The sequence below is a fragment of the Ensifer sp. LBL genome, assembly GCF_050435225.1.
Classification (GTDB): domain Bacteria; phylum Pseudomonadota; class Alphaproteobacteria; order Rhizobiales; family Rhizobiaceae; genus Ensifer.
Genome location: NZ_JBNDJY010000003.1, coordinates 67,410 through 84,574, shown reverse-complemented (window position 1 = coordinate 84,574; position 17,165 = coordinate 67,410). Strand labels below are relative to the sequence as shown.

Sequence of the window (17,165 nt, the reverse complement as noted above, 5' to 3'; positions counted from 1 at the left end):
GATCACAGGGAGTGTGGATCATGTTGGACAGAAATTTCTACGACAGCATTTCCGATCTGAGCCCGTTCGAAATCAAGGACGAGCTGATCAAGCTCGCCAAGACGAGCTCGCAGAAATCCGCCAAGGCCTTCCTCAACGCCGGCCGCGGCAACCCGAACTGGACGGCGACGCGTGCCCGCCAAGCCTTCTTCCTGCTCGGCCAGTTCGCTCTGACGGAAGCCAAGCGCGCCTATTACGACCCGAAGGCCGGTGTGGCCGGCATGCCGCCGCAGGACGGCGCCCATGCCCGCTTCGAGAAGTGGACGAAGAAGCTGCTGCAAAACACGGCGGACTGGGACGAAGAGGATGAAGGCGTGCCGCCGGCAAAGACGCTCTCCGACGCCGTCAACTATGCCATCACCACGTTCCGCTTCGATGCGGACGCCTTCGTGCACGAGCTGACGGATTCGATCATCGGCGACAACTATCCGGTGCCCGACCGGGCGCTGCATCACAACGAAATCATCACCCATGAATATCTGATGTGGGCGATGTGCGCCGGCCACCGGCCAAAGGCGCAGTTCGACCTCTACCCGGTCGAAGGCGGCACCGCCGCCATGTGCTACATCTTCAAGGCCTTGAAGAACGCCCGCCTGCTTAACGCCGGCGACACGATCGCACTCGGCACGCCGATCTTCACGCCCTATCTCGAAATGCCGGAACTGGAGGACTACGATCTCAAGACCATCAATGTCAGCGCCGAGCAGGAGGATCGCTTCCAGTTCACCGACGAAGACATCAAGGCGCTCGAAAACCCCAAGGTGAAGGCGCTGTTTCTCGTCAACCCCGGCAATCCATCGGCCGTTGCAATGGATCCGGATTCGATCAAGCGCCTTGTCGATCTCGTCAACAAGAAGCGCCCCGACCTGATCGTGCTCACCGACGACGTCTACGGCACCTTCGTTCCGGGCTTCCAGTCGATTCTCGGCCATCTGCCGCGCAACACCATCGGCGTCTATTCCTACTCGAAATATTTCGGCTGCACCGGCTGGCGCCTCGGTGTCATCGCGGTGGCGCAGGACAACATCTTCGACGAGAAGATCAAGGCCCATGGCGAGCCGATCCAGAAGCTCTTGGAAAAGCGCTACAAGGCGATGACGCCGAAGCCGCGCGAGGTGAAGTTCATCGACCGCATCGTCGCTGACAGCCGTGACGTGGCGCTGAACCACACCGCCGGCCTGTCGCTGCCGCAACAGGTGATGATGTCGCTCTTCAGCCTCGTCGAGCTGATGGATGTCGACAAGGTCTACCAGAAGGCCTGCATGGCCATATGCACGAAGCGGTTCTGGAACCTGATCGAGGGCATGGGGGTCGAGTCCAATCCCGGCATCTACTTCGACCACTATTACGGCATCATCGACTTCGAGTTCTGGCTGCGCAAATATGTCGGCGAAGATGTCGTCACCTGGGTGAAGGACAACATCCACCCGCTCGACATCCCCTTCCGGCTTGCCGAGGACCACGGCATCGTGCTGCTCAACGGTTCGGGCTTCGATGCGCCGAGCTGGTCGGCGCGCGTCTCCTTCGCCAACCTCAACGACGACGCCTATTCGCAGATCGGCCGCGCCGTGCGCTCGGTGGCGCGCGGCTACGTCCAGACCTACCAGGCGGCGAAAGGCCTGAAAATCAGCTGACCACCGAGGGCGGCCGGCAAACAGTCGGCCGCCCTTCCAACGCCCGGCCGGCGTTTCCTTCGGCCTGCAAGCATCCCCGCATTTCCGGCTGGCGACCGTCTTCCGCCGGCCCAGCAACCAGCGCATCATCCAGCTGAAGCGGCATTCTTCGGCTTGGCACCGAGAGGAAACGCCGCGTGACCGATCACCTGTTCAGCATTCTGCGCGCGCATCCGGAACTCGCCCTGTTCCTGGCGCTCGGCATCGGCTACGCGATCGGCAAGATCACCGTCTTCGGGGTCACGATCGGCGCCGTCACCGGCTGCCTGCTGGCCGGCGTGCTGATCGGCCAGACCGGGGCCGAGCTTTCCAACGACGTCAAGCAGGCGTTCTTCCTGCTCTTTCTCTTCGCCATCGGCTATCGCACCGGCCCGCAATTCTTCCAGAGCCTCAACGCCGATGCCCTGCCGCAGATCGCCGTGACCGTAACGCTCTGCGTCGTCGCCCTCGGTGTGGCGATCGTGCTTTCCATGCTCTTCGGTTTCGATCTCGGAACGGCGGCCGGCGTGCTAGCAGGCGGCGCGACGGAATCGGCGACCGTCGGCGTTGCGATCGACACCTTCCGCAAGACGGCACCGACACCGGAGGCTGCCAGCCAGTTCGAATCGGCCGTCGCGACCGGCTTTGCCGTCGCCTATCTCGTCGGCGTCGTCACCGCCATCCTGGTGCAGTCGCAACTGGCGCCCCGCCTGTTCGGCCGCAGCCTGAAGGACGCCTGCGCCGAGCTCGAGGCCGAGCTCAACATCGCCCCGCAAAACAGTGGCGACAGCGCCCGCCGCGAAATCGAGGCACGCGCCTTCGTGATCAGCGACAACCTCGTGGGCCTCACCGTCGAAGAGGCGGAAGCCAGGGTGCCCGAAAACCAGAAGGCCTATATCGAACAGATCCGAAGGGGCCAGGAGATCATTACCCCTACCCGCAAGCAGCGGCTGCAGGCTGGCGACGTCATCGCCGTTGCCGGCCTTCGCGGCTTCCTGGTCGAATATTCCAGCCGGATCGGCACCGAAATAGACGACCGCACCCTTCTCGACATTCCCGTCGAAGTGCTGGACGTGGTGGTGACCAACAAGGATGTCGCCGGAAAACGCCTGTGGCAGCTACGGCAGCAGCCGGAATCGCGCTCGGTGTTCCTGCGCAGCATTCTGCGCGCCGGCCAGCCGATCCCGATCTTTCCCGGCCTGACGGTGCGCCGCGGCGATGTGATGTCGATTGCCGGCGCCAGGCGCCATGTCGAGGAAGCGGCCACGCTTCTGGGCTATGCCGACCGTGAGACGACCGCGACCGACATGGTTTTCGTCGGCGTCTTCATCTTCCTCGGCGGCCTCATCGGCATCCCCGCCCTGAAGCTCGGCGCGCTCGAAATCGGCCTCGGCGTCGCCGTCGGCGTGCTGATTGCCGGCCTTTGCGCCGGCTGGCTGCGCTCGGTGCGGCGCACCTTCGGCTTCGTGCCGGAGGCGACGCTCTGGTTCTTCGACAGCGTCGGGCTCTGCGCCTTCATCGCCTGCGTCGGCATCTCCGCCGGCCCGAGCTTCGTTGCCGGCCTCGTCCAGTCCGGCCCGGCACTGGTCATCGCCAGTTTCCTGATCTGCGCGATCTCGCATGTCGCGGCACTCGCGCTTGGCCGCTGGGTCTTCCGCATGAACGAAGGCGTGCTCGCCGGCACCTGCTGTGGCGCCGGCACGTCGGCCCCGGCGCTTGCCGCCGTGCAGGAGGCGGCCGGAAGCAAGGTCCCGACCCTCGGCTACGGTCTCGGCTACGCGATCGGCAACGTACTCCTCGCACTCTGGGGCGCGGTGCTCGTCACCGTGCTGGCGTAATCGGGGAGGCTCGGGGCGGTGCCGCTCGGAGCGAATTGCGATCGTGAGGGAGCGCCCTGGACAACGCTGCTGTCGCGGCGCGCGCGCTCATAACGACACAACAGCGCGGCCCGCACTGGCAACGCGGCAAACGGCGCATCGAACGCGACCGTCCAACTGGCGGCCTGCTCGGTCTACACGCCTTCCAGATAATGCGCCTTCTGCGACGGATAATAGTCCGAGAATGACGGCAGGGACTTGCCGGCGCGCGCCGCGACCAGCATGTCGAGGTAGTATTCCCAGCCCGGCCCGACGTCTCCTGCGAGCTTCGGGTCGCTCAGCGTCTGCAGCAGCTGCAACTCGGTCTCATCGCCCCTCTGCGTGAATGTCAACGCAATGCGCCAATCGCCGGCGTCATCCTTCATCACCACGACCAGGCGGTGCGGCGCGGCGCATTCCTCGATCAAGACATCCGTCCATGGCTGGCTTTTCTCATGGAGCAGTTGCAGCCGCACGGTCTTGCCGGGACCGGCTTCGCCTTCCCAGCGCCCGAACCACAGCGCGGTGCTCTCGGACCTTGTCACGCTCGTCCAGACGTCGTCGATGGGGGCACGAAACGTGCGCGTCAGGATCAGGTCGTTGCCACTGACGTGGCCGGTGGGCTTGGGGCTCATACCGTCTTCTCCCTTTGGTCCTCACGGATAGGCAAGCCTGCGGCGGTACTACCGCGCGTCTACCTGTACACGGTAACGGCTATTTCTGCGAGAGCACGCGTCCGCAGCTGCCAAACACCTAACGCAGCGGCCAGACCAGCATCAGCGCCGGGATGCTGACGATGACGATCACGATCGACAGCGGCAGGCCGAGGCGCGGATAGTCGCTGAACTTGTATCCGCCCGGCCCCATGACCAGCGTGTTGCACTGGTGCCCGATCGGGGTGAGGAAATCGCAGCCGGCACCGATGGCAACCGCCATCAGGAAGGCTTCCGGCTTGTAGCCGAGGGCACCGGCAAAGCTGGCGGCGATCGGCGCCATGACCAGCACGGTCGCGGCATTATTGAGGAACGGCGTCACTCCCATGGCGGCGAGCAGGATGATCGTCAGCGCGCCGGCCGGCGGCAAGCCGGCGGCAACCGTGCCGAGCCACTGCGCGATGACATCGGTCCCCCCGGTCGTGCGCAAGGAATCGCTGACCGGGATCAACGCCGCCAGCATCACCAGGATCGGCCCATCGACCGAGCGATAGAAGTCGCGCAAGGGGATGATGCGAAAGACGACCATGGCAAGAGCCGCTGCAAAGAAGGCGATCGGCACCGGCACGAGACCGACCGCCGTCGAGCCCATGGCGGCCGCCAGAACCAGAAGCGGAAGCGGCGCCTTGCGGGTGGTGCCGAGCAGGATCTCGCGCTGCGCAAGCGGCAGGCAGCCGAAGTCCTGGAGGAAGTGTGTCAGCTCGCGCCGTGCGCCCTGCAGCACGATGATGTCGCCGGCCCTTAGGCGAATGCTGCCGAGCCGCTGCTTCAGCCTCTCGCCCTGGCGGCTGACGGCCAGTAGGTTGATGTTATGTGTGTTGAACAGCGCCAGGCGCTGCGCCGACATGCCTTCGAGCGGCGAACCGCTGCCGACCACGGCTTCGATCGCCTCGATCTCGTCACCGGCCTTTTCCCGCCCATGCGGCGCGCGGTCGCCGGCAATCTTCAGCTTGCCTTGCGAGACAATACGATCGAGCGCCCCCGGGCCGCCTTCGAAAAGCAGGATGTCGTCTGCCTCGAGCGTCACGTCGGGCAGCGGCGCCAGGTGCAGCCCGCGGCGAAAGATGGCGATGACGACGGCACCGCCGTCGCCGAGTTTCACCAGATTGCTGAGTGCCTTGCCGATCGCCGGCGAACCGGCGGCGACCACCGCCTCGGAGGTGTAATCGGTGATCTCGATCGCCGAATGCACGGAAATCTGCTGACTGGTGCGCTGCGGCACAAGCTTGTAGGCAAACAGCAGAAAGATGCAGCCGACCAGCGCCAGCGTCGCGCCGACGGGCGTGAAATCGAACATCGTGAAGCTCTCGCCGGTCAGCTCCTGGCGCACGCGCGAGACGACGATATTCGGCGACGTGCCGACCTGGGTCATGAGCCCGCCGATCAGCGAGCCGAAGGCCATCGGCATCAGGAAGGCGGAAGGCTGAACATTCGACCGCCGGGCAAACTGGAAGGCGACCGGCAGCATGATCGCCAGCGCCCCGATGTTCTTGATGAAGGCGGAAAGCACCGTCACCGTGATGACCAGCAGGGCGAGCTGTGCGCGGACCGAGGAGATGTTCGGCAGGAACCGCTGGATGGCGGCGTCGACGATGCCCGAGCGCGCCACCCCGGCGCTGACGATCAGGGCGCTGCCGACGATGATGACGATGTCGTCACTGAAACCATCGAAGGCATGATCGTAGGGAACGATACCGACGGCGACCGCCAGCATCAGCGCCGAACAGGCGATCACGTCGTATCGAAACCGCCCCCAGATGAAGAAGGCCATCATGGCGCCGATGACGATAAACGCGAGAGACTGATCGGCGGTCATGCAATATCCGGGTTCAGCGAAGGGACTGGGCGGGACGGAACGTGCGGCTGACAAAAGCCGAAACGCGCGATCCGCGCAGAAGTTCACGCAAGACGTAACCCATGTTTCGGCAAATCGGAATTCACCTCAGCGACAAATCTGGGCATGAGTGCGAAGCGCATCGATTGCGCGGCGTCGCCCGGCGGCGCGGTGGCAGCCCAGCCGCCCCGCTATTGGGCCGCCCCGCTACTCGATGGTCCCGAATACGGCCGTCTCCAGCGTATCGATGGCCTCGTCCCGCTGCTTGCCCTTCATCAGAAAGGTAAGCATTCGCCAGGCGTCTCGCCCGCGCAGAGCAAGGGTTATCTCGGCGGTGGTGTCCGGTTCCTTGATCGACTTCATCGCCAGGCGTATCGCCATTTGGCCGTTGATCATCACCGGCTGCCAGTCTGCACTCGCCTCGAATCCCGCCTTCGCCTGCAGCTCGGCGAGCCTCTCGGCATATTGCCGTTCGTTGATTGTTGCCGGGATCTGCTCGTGCCCGAAATAGATGCCGCCGCCTGCCTGATCCGAACCGATCATAAAGAGCATGTTGTCGCGCGAGAGATCCTCGACGACCCAGGCCGCCTCGAACGTCGCCTGCCTGCCGGTCACTGGATTGACGAAGGTCTGCATGGGTGGCGGCGGGGTCAGGGCGGCAACCATCCAGGTCGCCGCCGGGTCCATGGCCTTGCCCAATGCGACCGGAGTAAGCAGCGCCACCCCGACACCGACGGCAAAGCGCGTCCCCGAAATCCGGCGCCCCTCCACCCGGGCCCGCCCCCGGTCATGACCAGCGGGCCGGCCGTGCGCGACACGGCGGTATTGCAGGATCAGCGTGACGAAAACCAGCGGGAAGATATGCAGCGCCAGGCCCGTCAGCCACATCATCAGCTCGCGGTTAAGATGGAACAGGCCCCGGGACTGCCCGTTGAGCTGCACAACACGAATGCCGAAAAGCGCCTTGCCGGGCGACGTGCCGAACAGCGACATGATGACGGCGCGCAGCAGAACAGCCATCGTGGCGCTCGCGAATACCGCCGCCGCAAGGATGGCGATGCGCCACTCCTGATAGTAGAACTGCAGAAGCGGCCAGGGAAGAAGAAGAACCGCAAAGGTAACCATGAGGTTCGCCGCATAGAACAGCAGTCCAAGATCGAGCGACGTTGCCCAAAATCGCGCCCAGGGCCGCGCCAGCGGCAGGCTCGGGATCGGCGGCAACGTCTCGTGACCCTCATCGCTCGCTGGCTGCTCCGGCTCGAGCCCCACGATCAGTTCGGGCGTGTCGGCGATGCGCATCCAGTCGCCCCTGCCCGATCGCCAGACCAGCGTGTCATGCGCCAAAGCGCCCGTCCTGACCAGAGCAAGGAGCTCCGTTTCGACAATCGGGCCCTTTACCTCGCCGCCGACAGCATAATGCCAGAGCGTCATTTCTTCCCCCAAACCTCACGCACCTTGCGCGGATAGATTCATGCGCTGCGAACCGGCGCGTCAGTTCGCGCAGGCGCCTCATTCAATCGATCGTTTCAAACAGCGCCGTCACGTTTCGTTCCATGTCGAGATCGGCGAGCTTTGCAGCATCGGCGTAAACAACAATCCGCCAGGCCCCTGCATCGCTCAAAACGAAGGTGAGCTCGGCATCCCCCGCAGCATTGTCGACCCGCGCGGCCGCTGCGCGATAGGCACGCTTTCCGTCGATCGTCAGAGGCCGCCACGGCGACGCTACGGTGAAGAGATCCTGGAGGTCCGTGGCCCAGCGCTTGGCATACTCCGCCGAGCCGATGCCTGTTGCGACATCGACGTCGTATTCGAAGAACATGCTGACCGAAGAGTCCTGCGCATCAAAAAAGGTGTTCACCTTTGTCGGCGTCTTCAATGTATCTGCCTTGAAGGGGCGATCGAAACGCGCCTCACCCAGCGTTTGCGGGTTCACCCATCGGGTCGACGCCGTGACCTCCAAATCCTTCTTGGACATAGGGAACTGGTTGAGACCGACCGTAAGCAACATGATCAGGAGGACCGGCGCCAACGCTATGGCGACAATACCGCCGGCAAGCCGCACACTGGAGATCGGACTGCCCTCGACCCGTGCCTTGCGCTCGTCATAGCCGGCGGGCTGGCCCTCGGCCACCCGGCGGTACTGAAGGATCGCGGTGACGATCGAGGCCGGGATGATGGAAAGCGCAAGCCCGCGCAGCCAGACGGTAAATTCGCGTTCGAGGTGGAAGCCGAGTCGGTTCTGGCCAACCAACGGCACGACGCGCACGCCGAAGATCAGCTTGCCGAGCGACGTTCCGAATGCGGCCATGACCAGCGCCAGAATGGCGAAGATCAACAGGTGCAGCAGCAGCAACAGCGAAAGGCTGGACTGAAAATCGAGCGCGCCAGGCGCGGCGAACATTTCGATATCAACGATATCCTTCGGCAGCACGAGTGCCGCGAGAGTTGCGACCAAGGCAGCCGGTATGTAAAGCAGCAGCATGTCGAAAATGCGCGCCAGAAAACGGGGCCATGGCCGCGCAAGCGGATATGCGGGCAATGGCGGCGGCGCGTCGGCGGCCGGGCCGGGTCCCGGCATCGCGCGGCGGACGGCCGCCTTGATGTCGGCCGTGTCGCAGGCCCGGGTCCACTCCGCCTGCCCCTGCCGCCAGACCAGCACATCCGGTGAAAGCTCGTCTCGCGCGATCATCGCCAACAGTCTGTTGTCGCTGACGGGCCCGTGTCGCTCCGACCCGATCGTATAATGCCACGCTGCCATTTCACCCCCAAGGCGCGCCCAAGAACGCGCGGAACGCTCCCGAACGCTAGGTTGCACGCAAGCTGGCAGCAACTGTCGCGGCCAAGCTTTCCACAACTGGGACAAGCCGTGAACATTTGCAAGCACTGCTTGCGGGAATCCGCATGACAGAACTTGGAAATTTCCGTTTAAGCGCTACACTTTAGAAGAGAGTGCTGGACCGCACCGGCAACGATCGTCCAAGGCGTTTCCGCCTGACGCTCGGCGCCATGCAGGCCTGGCCCAGCCATGTGAGGATCGTCGACATGAAACACGCTTTTGCCGCCCTCTCCGTCGTGCTGCTTCTCAGCGGCTGCACGGCCTCGACCGGCCCCTCCAACCTCACCTACGGCTACTCGCCGAACCTCCAGCCCATCCCCGGCAGCATCACCTATGGCGGCCAGCCACGCACCAAGCTGAAGAAGGCGCCCGTCGGCAGCATCGTGCCGCACCAGTTCATCGATTCCTACGGCCGCAAGGTCTACGAGACGTATATCATCGAGCCCGACCGTTCGTTGCGCCTCACCAGCCGCCGTTGGGCGCCGGACTTCCTCGGCTTCGACGACTGAGCGAGATCACCTCGCGGATCAGGCATCGCCGCTAAACTGCGCGCGCACCCAATCGCGAAGCACGCGAGTTGCAGGCCGGTCCGCCATGCGCGGACTGTAGACGAGGTCGTAGCGGTCGCTCTCGAGCGTCAGATCGAAAGGCTGAACGAGGATGCCCGAGGCGAGTTCGTCCGCCACGAGCGTCAGGCTCAGGAGTGCGATGCCCTGCCCCGCAACGGCCGCCTGGACGGCGTGGATCTCATCAGTAAAGGAAAGTTGTGCGCTGGCATCGACATCGAGCGCGCCCGCGCGCTCCAGCCATTGCCGCCAGACGGGCGCGCGGTGATCATTGCGGCGTGACGGGCCCCAGTCGAAGTGAATGAGCGTTTCCCGTTTGAGATCGGCCACACTTGCCGGCGCCAGTCTCGGCGCGCAAACCGGGGCAAAACGATCGGCAAACAAAGGCTCGGTGACGAGACCCGGGTAGTGCCCGCCGCCGAAACGGATCGCGGCGTCCGCATCCGCCTCTAGGTCGATCGTCCTGTTGGAGGCGTCGAGCCGCAAGGTCCAGTCCGGATAGGCCTCACGAAACGACCCGGCGAGCGGCGCCAGCCGCTTGGCGACGAAGGCGACGGTGGAGGTAAGGCGCGCCACCTTGCCCGCCTGCTGGCGGCGTACATCGGCAATCGCCTGCTCGAAACGGTCGAGCCCATCGCGCAGCACCGGAAACAGCGCCTTGCCGGCAGCCGTCAGATGCACCTGCCGCGTCTCACGCTCGAAGAGCTTGACCTCCAGAATCTCCTCCAGCTGTCGGATCTGGTGGCTGACGGCAGTGGCAGAAACGTTCAGTTCCTCGGCCGCCAGCTTGAAGCTCATCCGCCGGGCAGCCGCTTCAAAAACCCTGAGTGCACCGAGCGGCGGCAACTTCCTCATTCCATCCTCATAGATGAATTCACCTCATCCATTGGCTGAGAAATCACTCTTTGTCAGCCGATGCTTGCCCTAGCATATTGGGATCAACAGCCAAGGCAACAGCGCCAAGCTGAGAAAATCTCAAGCATGAAAGGACATCCCATGTCTCTCGAACAGGTCGTCACCCAGCCGGATCCCTATGCGCCCTTCCTGCTTTCCCAGGCGATCAAGGCCAATGGCTTCGTCTTCGTCTCCGGTCAGGCGGCAATCGGCGACGACGGCAATCTGGTCGGCGTCGGTGATTTCGACCGCCAGGCCGAGCAGGCCTTCCGTAACCTCGACCGAGCGCTGAAGGCCGCGGGATCCGGGCTCGACAAGATCGTAAAGGTCACGATCTTCCTGCGTTCCATGGAGAATTTCGGAAAAATCATCGAACTGCGCCGCAAGTGGTTTTCAGCCCCCTATCCGGCCGACAGCATCATCGAGGTCTCCTCGCTCTATTCACCGGACGCGCTGATCGAGATCGAAGCGATCGCGCTCGATGGAGGCAAGTGACATGAACGCACCATTTGGCATCGCGTCCCCCGCCTTTACCGGCACCCGGCTCAAGGGGGTTGATTTCGCCAATCGCCTGTCGGTCGCGCCGATGACCCGCATCAGCGCCTCGGCCGCGGGTGTACCCGGCGAACGTATGCGAAGCTACTACCAGCGCTTCGCCCGCGGCGGTTTCAGCCTGATCACGACCGAGGGCATCTACACCGACAAGGCCTATTCCCAGACCTATAAGGACCAGCCAGGCCTGACCGACCAGGAACAGGCCCTCGCCTGGCGGCCCATCGTCGAGGCGGTCCATGCGGAAGGCGGGCACATCTTCGCGCAACTCATGCACGGCGGCGCGTTGGCGCAGGGCAATCCGCACAGGCCCGAGACAATAGGCCCTTCCGCCGTGCGCCCGAAGGGCAGCCAGATGACCGGCTATCACGGCGACGGACCCTATGCCCTGCCGCGCGAGATCAGCGACGCCGAAATCGCCGAGGCGATCGAGGGTTTCGCCAGTGCCGCTCGCCTTGCGATCGAGGTTGCCGGCTTCGACGGCATCGAGATCCACGGCGCCAACGGCTACCTGCTCGACCAGTTCTTCACCGACTTTTCGAACCGGCGGACGGATCGCTGGGGCGGAGATATCGTTGAGCGTCTCGGCCTGTCGCTCGAGGTGCTGCAGACGGTGCGCGCTGCGATTGGCCCCGACGTGCCGCTGGGGCTGCGACTATCCCAGGGGAAGGTCAACGACTTCAGGCACAAATGGGCAGAACGCGAACAAGGTGCTGCCCGCGTGTTCGCGGCGCTCGCCGAAAGCCCGGCAGACTTCGTGCATGTGACAGAGTTTGAAGCCTGGCAGCCGGCCTTCGAGGGTGGCGACGCCTCGCTCGTCGCGCTGGCCCACCGCCACGCGCCGCGCCTTTTCCTCATCGCCAACGGCAGCCTGCACGATCTCGCCCGCGCCGAGGAGGTGATGGCAGCCGGTGCCGACATGATCGCGCTCGGCCGCGGTGCGCTCGTCAATCCCGACTGGCCGCGGCTCACCGCCAAACGCAGCGATCTGCGCCCGCTCGAGCTGCCCTTCCTTTCGCCGATCAGCGACATCAAGGACAGCGAACTGGCTCTCTGAAAGCAAAGAAGCGGGCGCGCCTCGCAGGAGGCGTGCCCGTCAGCTGTCCCAGCGATGACCGGCTCCAGCGATCATTGCGCCGCTACGAAACGATAGGCCGCCCCGTTGCGCTCGGCCCGCCCGATACCCGGATAGGCCCAGTGATAGCCAAGCAGCGCCAGCCGCTCCGATGCCGCCCGGTCGATCAGGGCCTTGCGGGTTTTCAAGGCCATGTCTGCATCCGTGTCGAAACCGAAATGCCAATCGGGATGCTCGAAGAAGACGATGTTGCTAGTGACCGCATCGCCCGTGATCACCAGCCCCTCATGTCCCGCGCCGTCACCGCCGGAAAGCTGAAGCGAGATATGGCCGGGCGTGTGTCCCCGCGTGTCGAGCACCTGCATGCCGCTGACGATTTCGTCGCCGGGTTTGACCAGAGTCAGCCGGTCCTTGACCGCGAAGAGATCGCGCTGCGCGCCCTTGGCAAAACCATGGAGCACCTGCGGCATGGTCTTTTCGAAGTTGGGATCGGTCCAGAACTGCCATTCTCCCTCCGAAACGAAATACTGCGCATTCGGAAAGGTGAGCTTGCCATCGGCGCCAACGGTACCGCCCGCATGATCGGGATGGGCGTGGGTCAGCACCACCTTCGTCACAGCGCTCGGGTCGATGCCGGCTGCGAGCAGGTTGGCGTGAAGCTTGCCGGCACTTTCCTGAAACCGAGTGCCCGAGCCGTCATCGACCACGATCAGATCGTCGCCGCTGCGAATGACCGGAATGTTGGTGTGAAACGGCGCGCGTTCCGGCGTGCCGCCAAGACGGCGCATGATCTCCGGCCGCTCTTCCGCCGTTGCATCCGGCAGAACGATGCTGACCGGCAACATGATGAAACCATCACTGACAACCGAGATATCGAAGCCGCCATGCCGGAAACGCTTGATGTCTGCGGCATGGGCGCCTTTTGGGAGAAGGGCGGCAGCGGCAACCGCACTGGAACCTGCAAGAAAATCACGACGATCTGGGCCGGAAGCATCGGTGGGATTTTGGGAAGAGGTCATGGCTCTGATCCTTGGCTGGAGCGTTCGACAAAGGGCGCCGGTGCCGCCTGCGGGCGGCACCGGCGAACAACCATCAGGCCTTGGCGAAGGCGAGCAGGTCGGCGTTGAGCTGGTCCTTGTGGGTATCGGTGATGCCGTGCGGTGCGCCGGCATAGACCTTGAGTTCCGCATGCGGCACCAGTGTCTTCGAGGCTCTCGCCGCCGCATCGATCGGCACGATCTGGTCGTCGTCGCCATGGATGATCAAGGTCGGCACGTCGAACTTCTTCAGGTCCTCGGTAAAGTCGGTCTGCGAGAAGGCGACGATCGAGTCGTAGGTATTCTTGTGGCCGGCCATCATGCCCTGCAGCCAGAAGCTGTCGATCATGCCTTCAGACGCGACAGCCCCCGTCCGGTTGAAGCCGAAGAACGGACCGGACGCGATGTCGCGGTAGAGCTTCGAGCGATCCTTGAGGCTTGCCGCCTGCAAACCGTCAAAGACTTCCTTCGGCAGGCCACCGGGGTTCTTGTCGGTCTTGACCATCAGCGGCGGCACCGCCGAGATCAGGCCGGCCTTGGCGACCCGGCCGGTGCCGTGGCGGCCGATGTAGCGGCTGATCTCGCCGCCGCCGGTCGAAAACCCGGCGAGGAAGATGTCCTTCAGATCGAGCGCATTGATCAGATCGGCGAGATCGTCGGCATAGTGGTCCATGTCGTTGCCGTCCCAGGGCTGCGACGAACGGCCATGGCCGCGACGGTCATGGGTGACGACGCGGAAGCCGTTGGCCGCAAGGTGGAAGGCCTGCGCTTCCCAGCTGTCCGACGACAGCGGCCAACCGTGGCTGAGCACGACGACCGGTCCATCCTTCGGACCCCAGTCCTTATAATAGATCTCGACGCCATCGCGGGTGATGATGCGGCTGCCCATGGTGTTTGCTCCCTTCGTGCCGGACGCGCCGGCGGTTGATACGGTGCTGGATGCGGCCTTGGCCGGCGTGTTGATGGCATTGACGGTGGCTGCAGTGGCGGCTGCACCAAAGGCGGCCGAGAGAACGCTGCGGCGGGAGATGCTGTTGGAAACGCTTGCGGAAACTGCCTTTGCCTGTGTCATTGTCCTCACCTCTTCGATCTCTGTTGCCCTGCTTCCATTCGGTGGAAGCGATGGTTGAATTGATAAATCGGCGGGCCTAACCTCTCGACCGGCAAAGCTGACAACGATGGGGGCAGAAGTGACAAAACGATCGACAAGCGAGCCGGCGGAGATCGGCATCGTCGTCTATCCCCGCGCCCTGATGTCGGCGATCCATGGGCTGACCGACATGTTCCAGGTGGCGAGCATGCAGTCGGTCGAACAGAGCGGTAGGGACGCGCCGCAGATCCGCATCAGCCATTGGAAGCTTCAGGAAGACGGTTCGGTGGCAAAATCGCGCGACACCCACGAGGGGGCCTCATCAGGCCTTGTGGCGCTGATCCTGCCGCCGACGCTCTCCGATCTGCCGGTCGGCGAGCGCATCGGCGCCCTGCCCGCCTTCGTGCGGGAACAGCATCAGCGCGGCACGACGATCTGCTCCGTCTGCGGCGGCGCCTATCTGCTGGCGGAATCCGGGCTTGCCGCCGGCCGCACCATCACCACCCACTGGTCGCACCAGGACCTGATCGCCAACCGCTATAGCGATATCCGCGTCGACACCGACAGGTTGCTGATCGACGAGGGCGACATCATCACCGCCGGCGGCATGATGGCCTGGATCGACCTCGGCCTGAAACTCGTCGACCGGTTCCTCGGAACCGACGTCATGCTGGCGACTGCACGCTATATGATCATCGACCCCGGCGCGCGCGAGCAGAGCTACTACAGCGTCTTCGCGCCAAAGCTCGATCACGGTGACACGATCATTCTGAAGATCCAGCACTGGCTGCACGGCGCCAATACCAAGGGCGTGACGCTGCAGATGATGGCCGAGCGCGCGGGGCTCGGCGACCGCACTTTCCTGCGTCGCTTCCAGAAGGCCACGGGCTTCAACCCGACCGAATATTGCCAGCGGCTGCGGATCGCCAAGTCCCGCGACCTCCTTGAGCGCTCACATCTCTCGATCGAGCAGGTTGCCTGGCAGAGCGGCTATGACGACACCAACGCCTACCGCAAGATCTTCCGCAAGATCCTGGGCCTGTCACCGAAGGAGTATCGCCTTCGCTTCTCGGTTTCGGAGAGCGGACGCGCCCTGGGCGCTCCGGCAAGCCCGATACCGGCCGTGTGATCATCATCAAGCCTCTTTGGAGCACCAAACGCAAAAAGTGCCGCGCACCCTTTCGGGTGCGCGGCACTTTGAAAAAGGGGGTGGGACCAGCAGCCCTCAGCGCTAGGCTTTTCCGGCGATCACGAACACGACCCGCCGGATCGCTTCGGCAAAGCTCACGCCGAGCGCCATCGCTGCAATGCCCGTCACCCCGAGAGCACCGATGCCCATGAGCTTCCACCGCCTGACATCATCGGTCACGGGCTTCATGTCCGAGATCTCGGCGCCGATAGCTGAGGCCGATGCTTCGAGTTCGTTGACCCGCTCGGCAAGCTGATCCATGCGCCGGTGAACGCTGGCCTGACTGGCAGAAGATTTGTCCTCGGCCCGCCTGGCACCATCCTCGATCCGATGAATGGATTCCTGCAGGCCGCGCATGCCGGCAACCAGTTCTCCCAACTGGCGATGAACGACGATATCGATTTCAGCCTGCGACATGATCGTCGCCCCCGTGCTTCGCGCATTCGGCCTCCGTCCAGATATCCGCGGCACAAAGGCCGACGACCGTGCGGTCGATCCGGCGCTGGTCGGCCGGCGACGCTCCGCGCGCGCCGACAAGATCAGTCCCGACCACGGCGCGCAGCCCTGGAACACTGGCCGGACGCGAAGTCCCACACCCCACCAGCATCAAGGCAGGAATCGTAATCAAGGCGCTTCTCGCGAGCGCGGCTCTGAGCGTCATTGTTCTGCCTTTCGATGGCATTGGCGTAAGATCGGGCGCCGTCCGCGCGGATCTCGTGGATGAGCCAGACGAGACCTGCGAGGATGAGGCCAGTGAGGAGGAGCTTTGGCCAGGCAAACATCACTTCGCCCAGCCAAGGCGTCGCGCCAGCACGTACCAGCACTCGGAGAGGAGGCCCGCACAAAGGCCGATACCCACCTCGATCAGCATCTGCACGTCCGGATCGTCGGCGAGCACCAGCCCTGCGTCCGGTGCCAACAATCCTTTGGCGACGAGCAGGCCCGCGCCATATCGCAACAGGATACGGATGACGACGGCACTCATTTCGCGCACCGCGCAAGAAACGCGACCGCCGCCTCGATGAGACGGCGCAGGCGATTGGATTTGGCCCCTTGCGACGCGTTAACGCCTTCCGCGCCGGGCGTCTTTTCGACCCCGCCGGGCCGTAGGACCACAACGACGGCCGGATCGGAAGAAGCGCTCTCGCGCCCATAGCCGGCCGCACGCAACGCCGCCTCGAACGCTCGGCCATAAGCCTCGATCTTCGGGCCGTTCTGCCTGATGTCGCCGTTGATGATCGCGCGCGAGGCCGCATAACGGTAACCGGTCCCGGCCACCGACCGGCTATCGTCCGTGTCGAAATCGGTCAGCCGCTTGCCGGTGAAGAGACCGCGCTCCATGCCGTCGAAGAGGATGCGAATGGCTGTCGCCGGATCACAGGCTCGATCCGGCGTTTCAACCAGGCCAAACTTTCCGTAATTCGCGCGACCGGTAATCTGCGCAAGCCCTCGCCCGCGAAAGACCCACCCGTCATCGTCTTCGACGTTGCCAAGCCTCCCACCATAGACCCGGTTTGCAAGCTTGCGCGGATTGCCGGCATAGGGCTCGGCGCTTGCAAGCGTCGGAAACCGGGCCGGCCACACTTGAGTAAGCCGCCTTGCCGAGTAGTTCAGGTTCTCCTCGACCGGTCGCATTGCGCCGCCCGTTTCGTGATGGGCCTCCGCGAGAATTGCGGCCAGATGGCAAAGGCTCACAGCGCGCCGTCGCCCCTCCAGGACGATCGCTTCCGCGCTTTCGAACTGCTTTGAAGAATAGGTCTTGAAAACACCCGGCGCGGGATCACGCAGGGCTGCGTGAAACGCTGCTCTGTTCATGCATTCACCTTTTGGAA

Annotated in this window: 17 protein-coding genes; 6 read left to right on the top strand and 11 right to left on the bottom strand. The window is 64.0% G+C overall.

Annotated elements, in window-relative coordinates; all coding sequences use genetic code 11:
- Positions 1-20 precede the first annotated feature (20 nt).
- Positions 21-1,673, top strand: a complete 1,653-nt coding sequence (locus tag OKW20_RS12080; RefSeq protein WP_429172466.1) for a bifunctional aspartate transaminase/aspartate 4-decarboxylase — start codon at positions 21-23, stop codon at positions 1,671-1,673.
- Positions 1,674-1,849: 176 nt separating this feature from the next.
- Positions 1,850-3,529: an aspartate:alanine exchanger family transporter gene (locus OKW20_RS12075; protein WP_429172465.1), complete on the top strand. Its 1,680-nt coding sequence runs from the start codon at positions 1,850-1,852 to the stop codon at positions 3,527-3,529.
- Positions 3,530-3,702: 173 nt separating this feature from the next.
- Here OKW20_RS12075 and OKW20_RS12070 read toward each other — a convergent pair whose 3' ends face one another.
- The 4 genes from OKW20_RS12070 to OKW20_RS12055 all read right to left on the bottom strand — a co-directional run bounded on the left by OKW20_RS12070 (position 3,703) and on the right by OKW20_RS12055 (position 8,852).
- A complete protein-coding gene (locus OKW20_RS12070; protein WP_429172463.1) occupies positions 3,703-4,182 on the bottom strand; it encodes an SRPBCC family protein in 480 nt (159 codons plus the stop codon).
- Positions 4,183-4,300: 118 nt separating this feature from the next.
- A complete protein-coding gene (locus OKW20_RS12065; protein ID WP_043619720.1) occupies positions 4,301-6,076 on the bottom strand; it encodes an SLC13 family permease in 1,776 nt (591 codons plus the stop codon).
- A gap of 225 nt (positions 6,077-6,301) precedes the next feature.
- Entirely contained in the window at positions 6,302-7,525 is a 1,224-nt protein-coding gene (locus OKW20_RS12060) for a GYF domain-containing protein (RefSeq protein ID WP_429172461.1), read from the bottom strand.
- A gap of 82 nt (positions 7,526-7,607) precedes the next feature.
- Positions 7,608-8,852 (bottom strand): RDD family protein, encoded by a 1,245-nt coding sequence (locus OKW20_RS12055; protein WP_429173423.1) that lies wholly within the window; start codon positions 8,850-8,852, stop codon positions 7,608-7,610.
- A gap of 284 nt (positions 8,853-9,136) precedes the next feature.
- On the opposite strand from OKW20_RS12055, the gene OKW20_RS12050 reads away from it, so the two are divergent.
- A complete protein-coding gene (locus OKW20_RS12050; protein WP_043626645.1) occupies positions 9,137-9,439 on the top strand; it encodes a hypothetical protein in 303 nt (100 codons plus the stop codon).
- Between the two features lie 18 nt (positions 9,440-9,457).
- On the opposite strand, the gene OKW20_RS12045 is transcribed toward OKW20_RS12050, so the two are convergent.
- Complete coding sequence (locus tag OKW20_RS12045) at positions 9,458-10,351, bottom strand: LysR substrate-binding domain-containing protein (RefSeq protein WP_043626635.1); 894 nt, start codon at positions 10,349-10,351, stop codon at positions 9,458-9,460.
- A gap of 141 nt (positions 10,352-10,492) precedes the next feature.
- Here OKW20_RS12045 and OKW20_RS12040 point away from each other — a divergent pair, with 141 nt between their 5' ends.
- Together OKW20_RS12040 and OKW20_RS12035 are read left to right on the top strand one after the other, a co-directional pair.
- A complete protein-coding gene (locus tag OKW20_RS12040; RefSeq protein WP_192446452.1) occupies positions 10,493-10,885 on the top strand; it encodes a RidA family protein in 393 nt (130 codons plus the stop codon).
- Position 10,886: 1 nt separating this feature from the next.
- Positions 10,887-11,999, top strand: a complete 1,113-nt coding sequence (locus OKW20_RS12035) for an NADH:flavin oxidoreductase (protein WP_429172460.1) — start codon at positions 10,887-10,889, stop codon at positions 11,997-11,999.
- 71 nt (positions 12,000-12,070) lie between these two features.
- Here OKW20_RS12035 and OKW20_RS12030 read toward each other — a convergent pair whose 3' ends face one another.
- Both OKW20_RS12030 and OKW20_RS12025 read right to left on the bottom strand, forming a co-directional pair.
- On the bottom strand, positions 12,071-13,036 hold the full coding sequence (locus tag OKW20_RS12030; protein ID WP_429172458.1) for an MBL fold metallo-hydrolase: 966 nt from the start codon (positions 13,034-13,036) through the stop codon (positions 12,071-12,073).
- A gap of 73 nt (positions 13,037-13,109) precedes the next feature.
- Entirely contained in the window at positions 13,110-14,126 is a 1,017-nt protein-coding gene (locus OKW20_RS12025; RefSeq protein ID WP_429172456.1) for an alpha/beta fold hydrolase, read from the bottom strand.
- Between the two features lie 118 nt (positions 14,127-14,244).
- Here OKW20_RS12025 and OKW20_RS12020 point away from each other — a divergent pair, with 118 nt between their 5' ends.
- The gene (locus OKW20_RS12020; protein ID WP_429113799.1) at positions 14,245-15,273 is read left to right on the top strand and encodes a GlxA family transcriptional regulator; all 1,029 of its coding nucleotides are present in this window, start codon (positions 14,245-14,247) and stop codon (positions 15,271-15,273) included.
- 102 nt (positions 15,274-15,375) lie between these two features.
- On the opposite strand, the gene OKW20_RS12015 is transcribed toward OKW20_RS12020, so the two are convergent.
- The 4 genes from OKW20_RS12015 to OKW20_RS12000 all read right to left on the bottom strand — a co-directional run bounded on the left by OKW20_RS12015 (position 15,376) and on the right by OKW20_RS12000 (position 17,148).
- Entirely contained in the window at positions 15,376-15,750 is a 375-nt protein-coding gene (locus OKW20_RS12015) for a DUF1515 family protein (RefSeq protein ID WP_043621993.1), read from the bottom strand.
- A complete protein-coding gene (locus tag OKW20_RS12010) occupies positions 15,737-15,994 on the bottom strand; it encodes a hypothetical protein (RefSeq protein ID WP_429113797.1) in 258 nt (85 codons plus the stop codon). Before OKW20_RS12010 ends, OKW20_RS12015 begins: the two co-directional genes overlap by 14 nt.
- Positions 15,995-16,114: 120 nt before the next feature.
- Positions 16,115-16,318, bottom strand: coding sequence for a hypothetical protein (locus tag OKW20_RS12005; protein ID WP_192446458.1), 204 nt, complete (start codon positions 16,316-16,318; stop codon positions 16,115-16,117).
- Complete coding sequence (locus OKW20_RS12000) at positions 16,315-17,148, bottom strand: hypothetical protein (RefSeq protein ID WP_429113795.1); 834 nt, start codon at positions 17,146-17,148, stop codon at positions 16,315-16,317. The genes OKW20_RS12005 and OKW20_RS12000 overlap by 4 nt, the downstream gene beginning before the upstream one ends.
- Between the last annotated feature and the right edge of the window lie 17 nt (positions 17,149-17,165).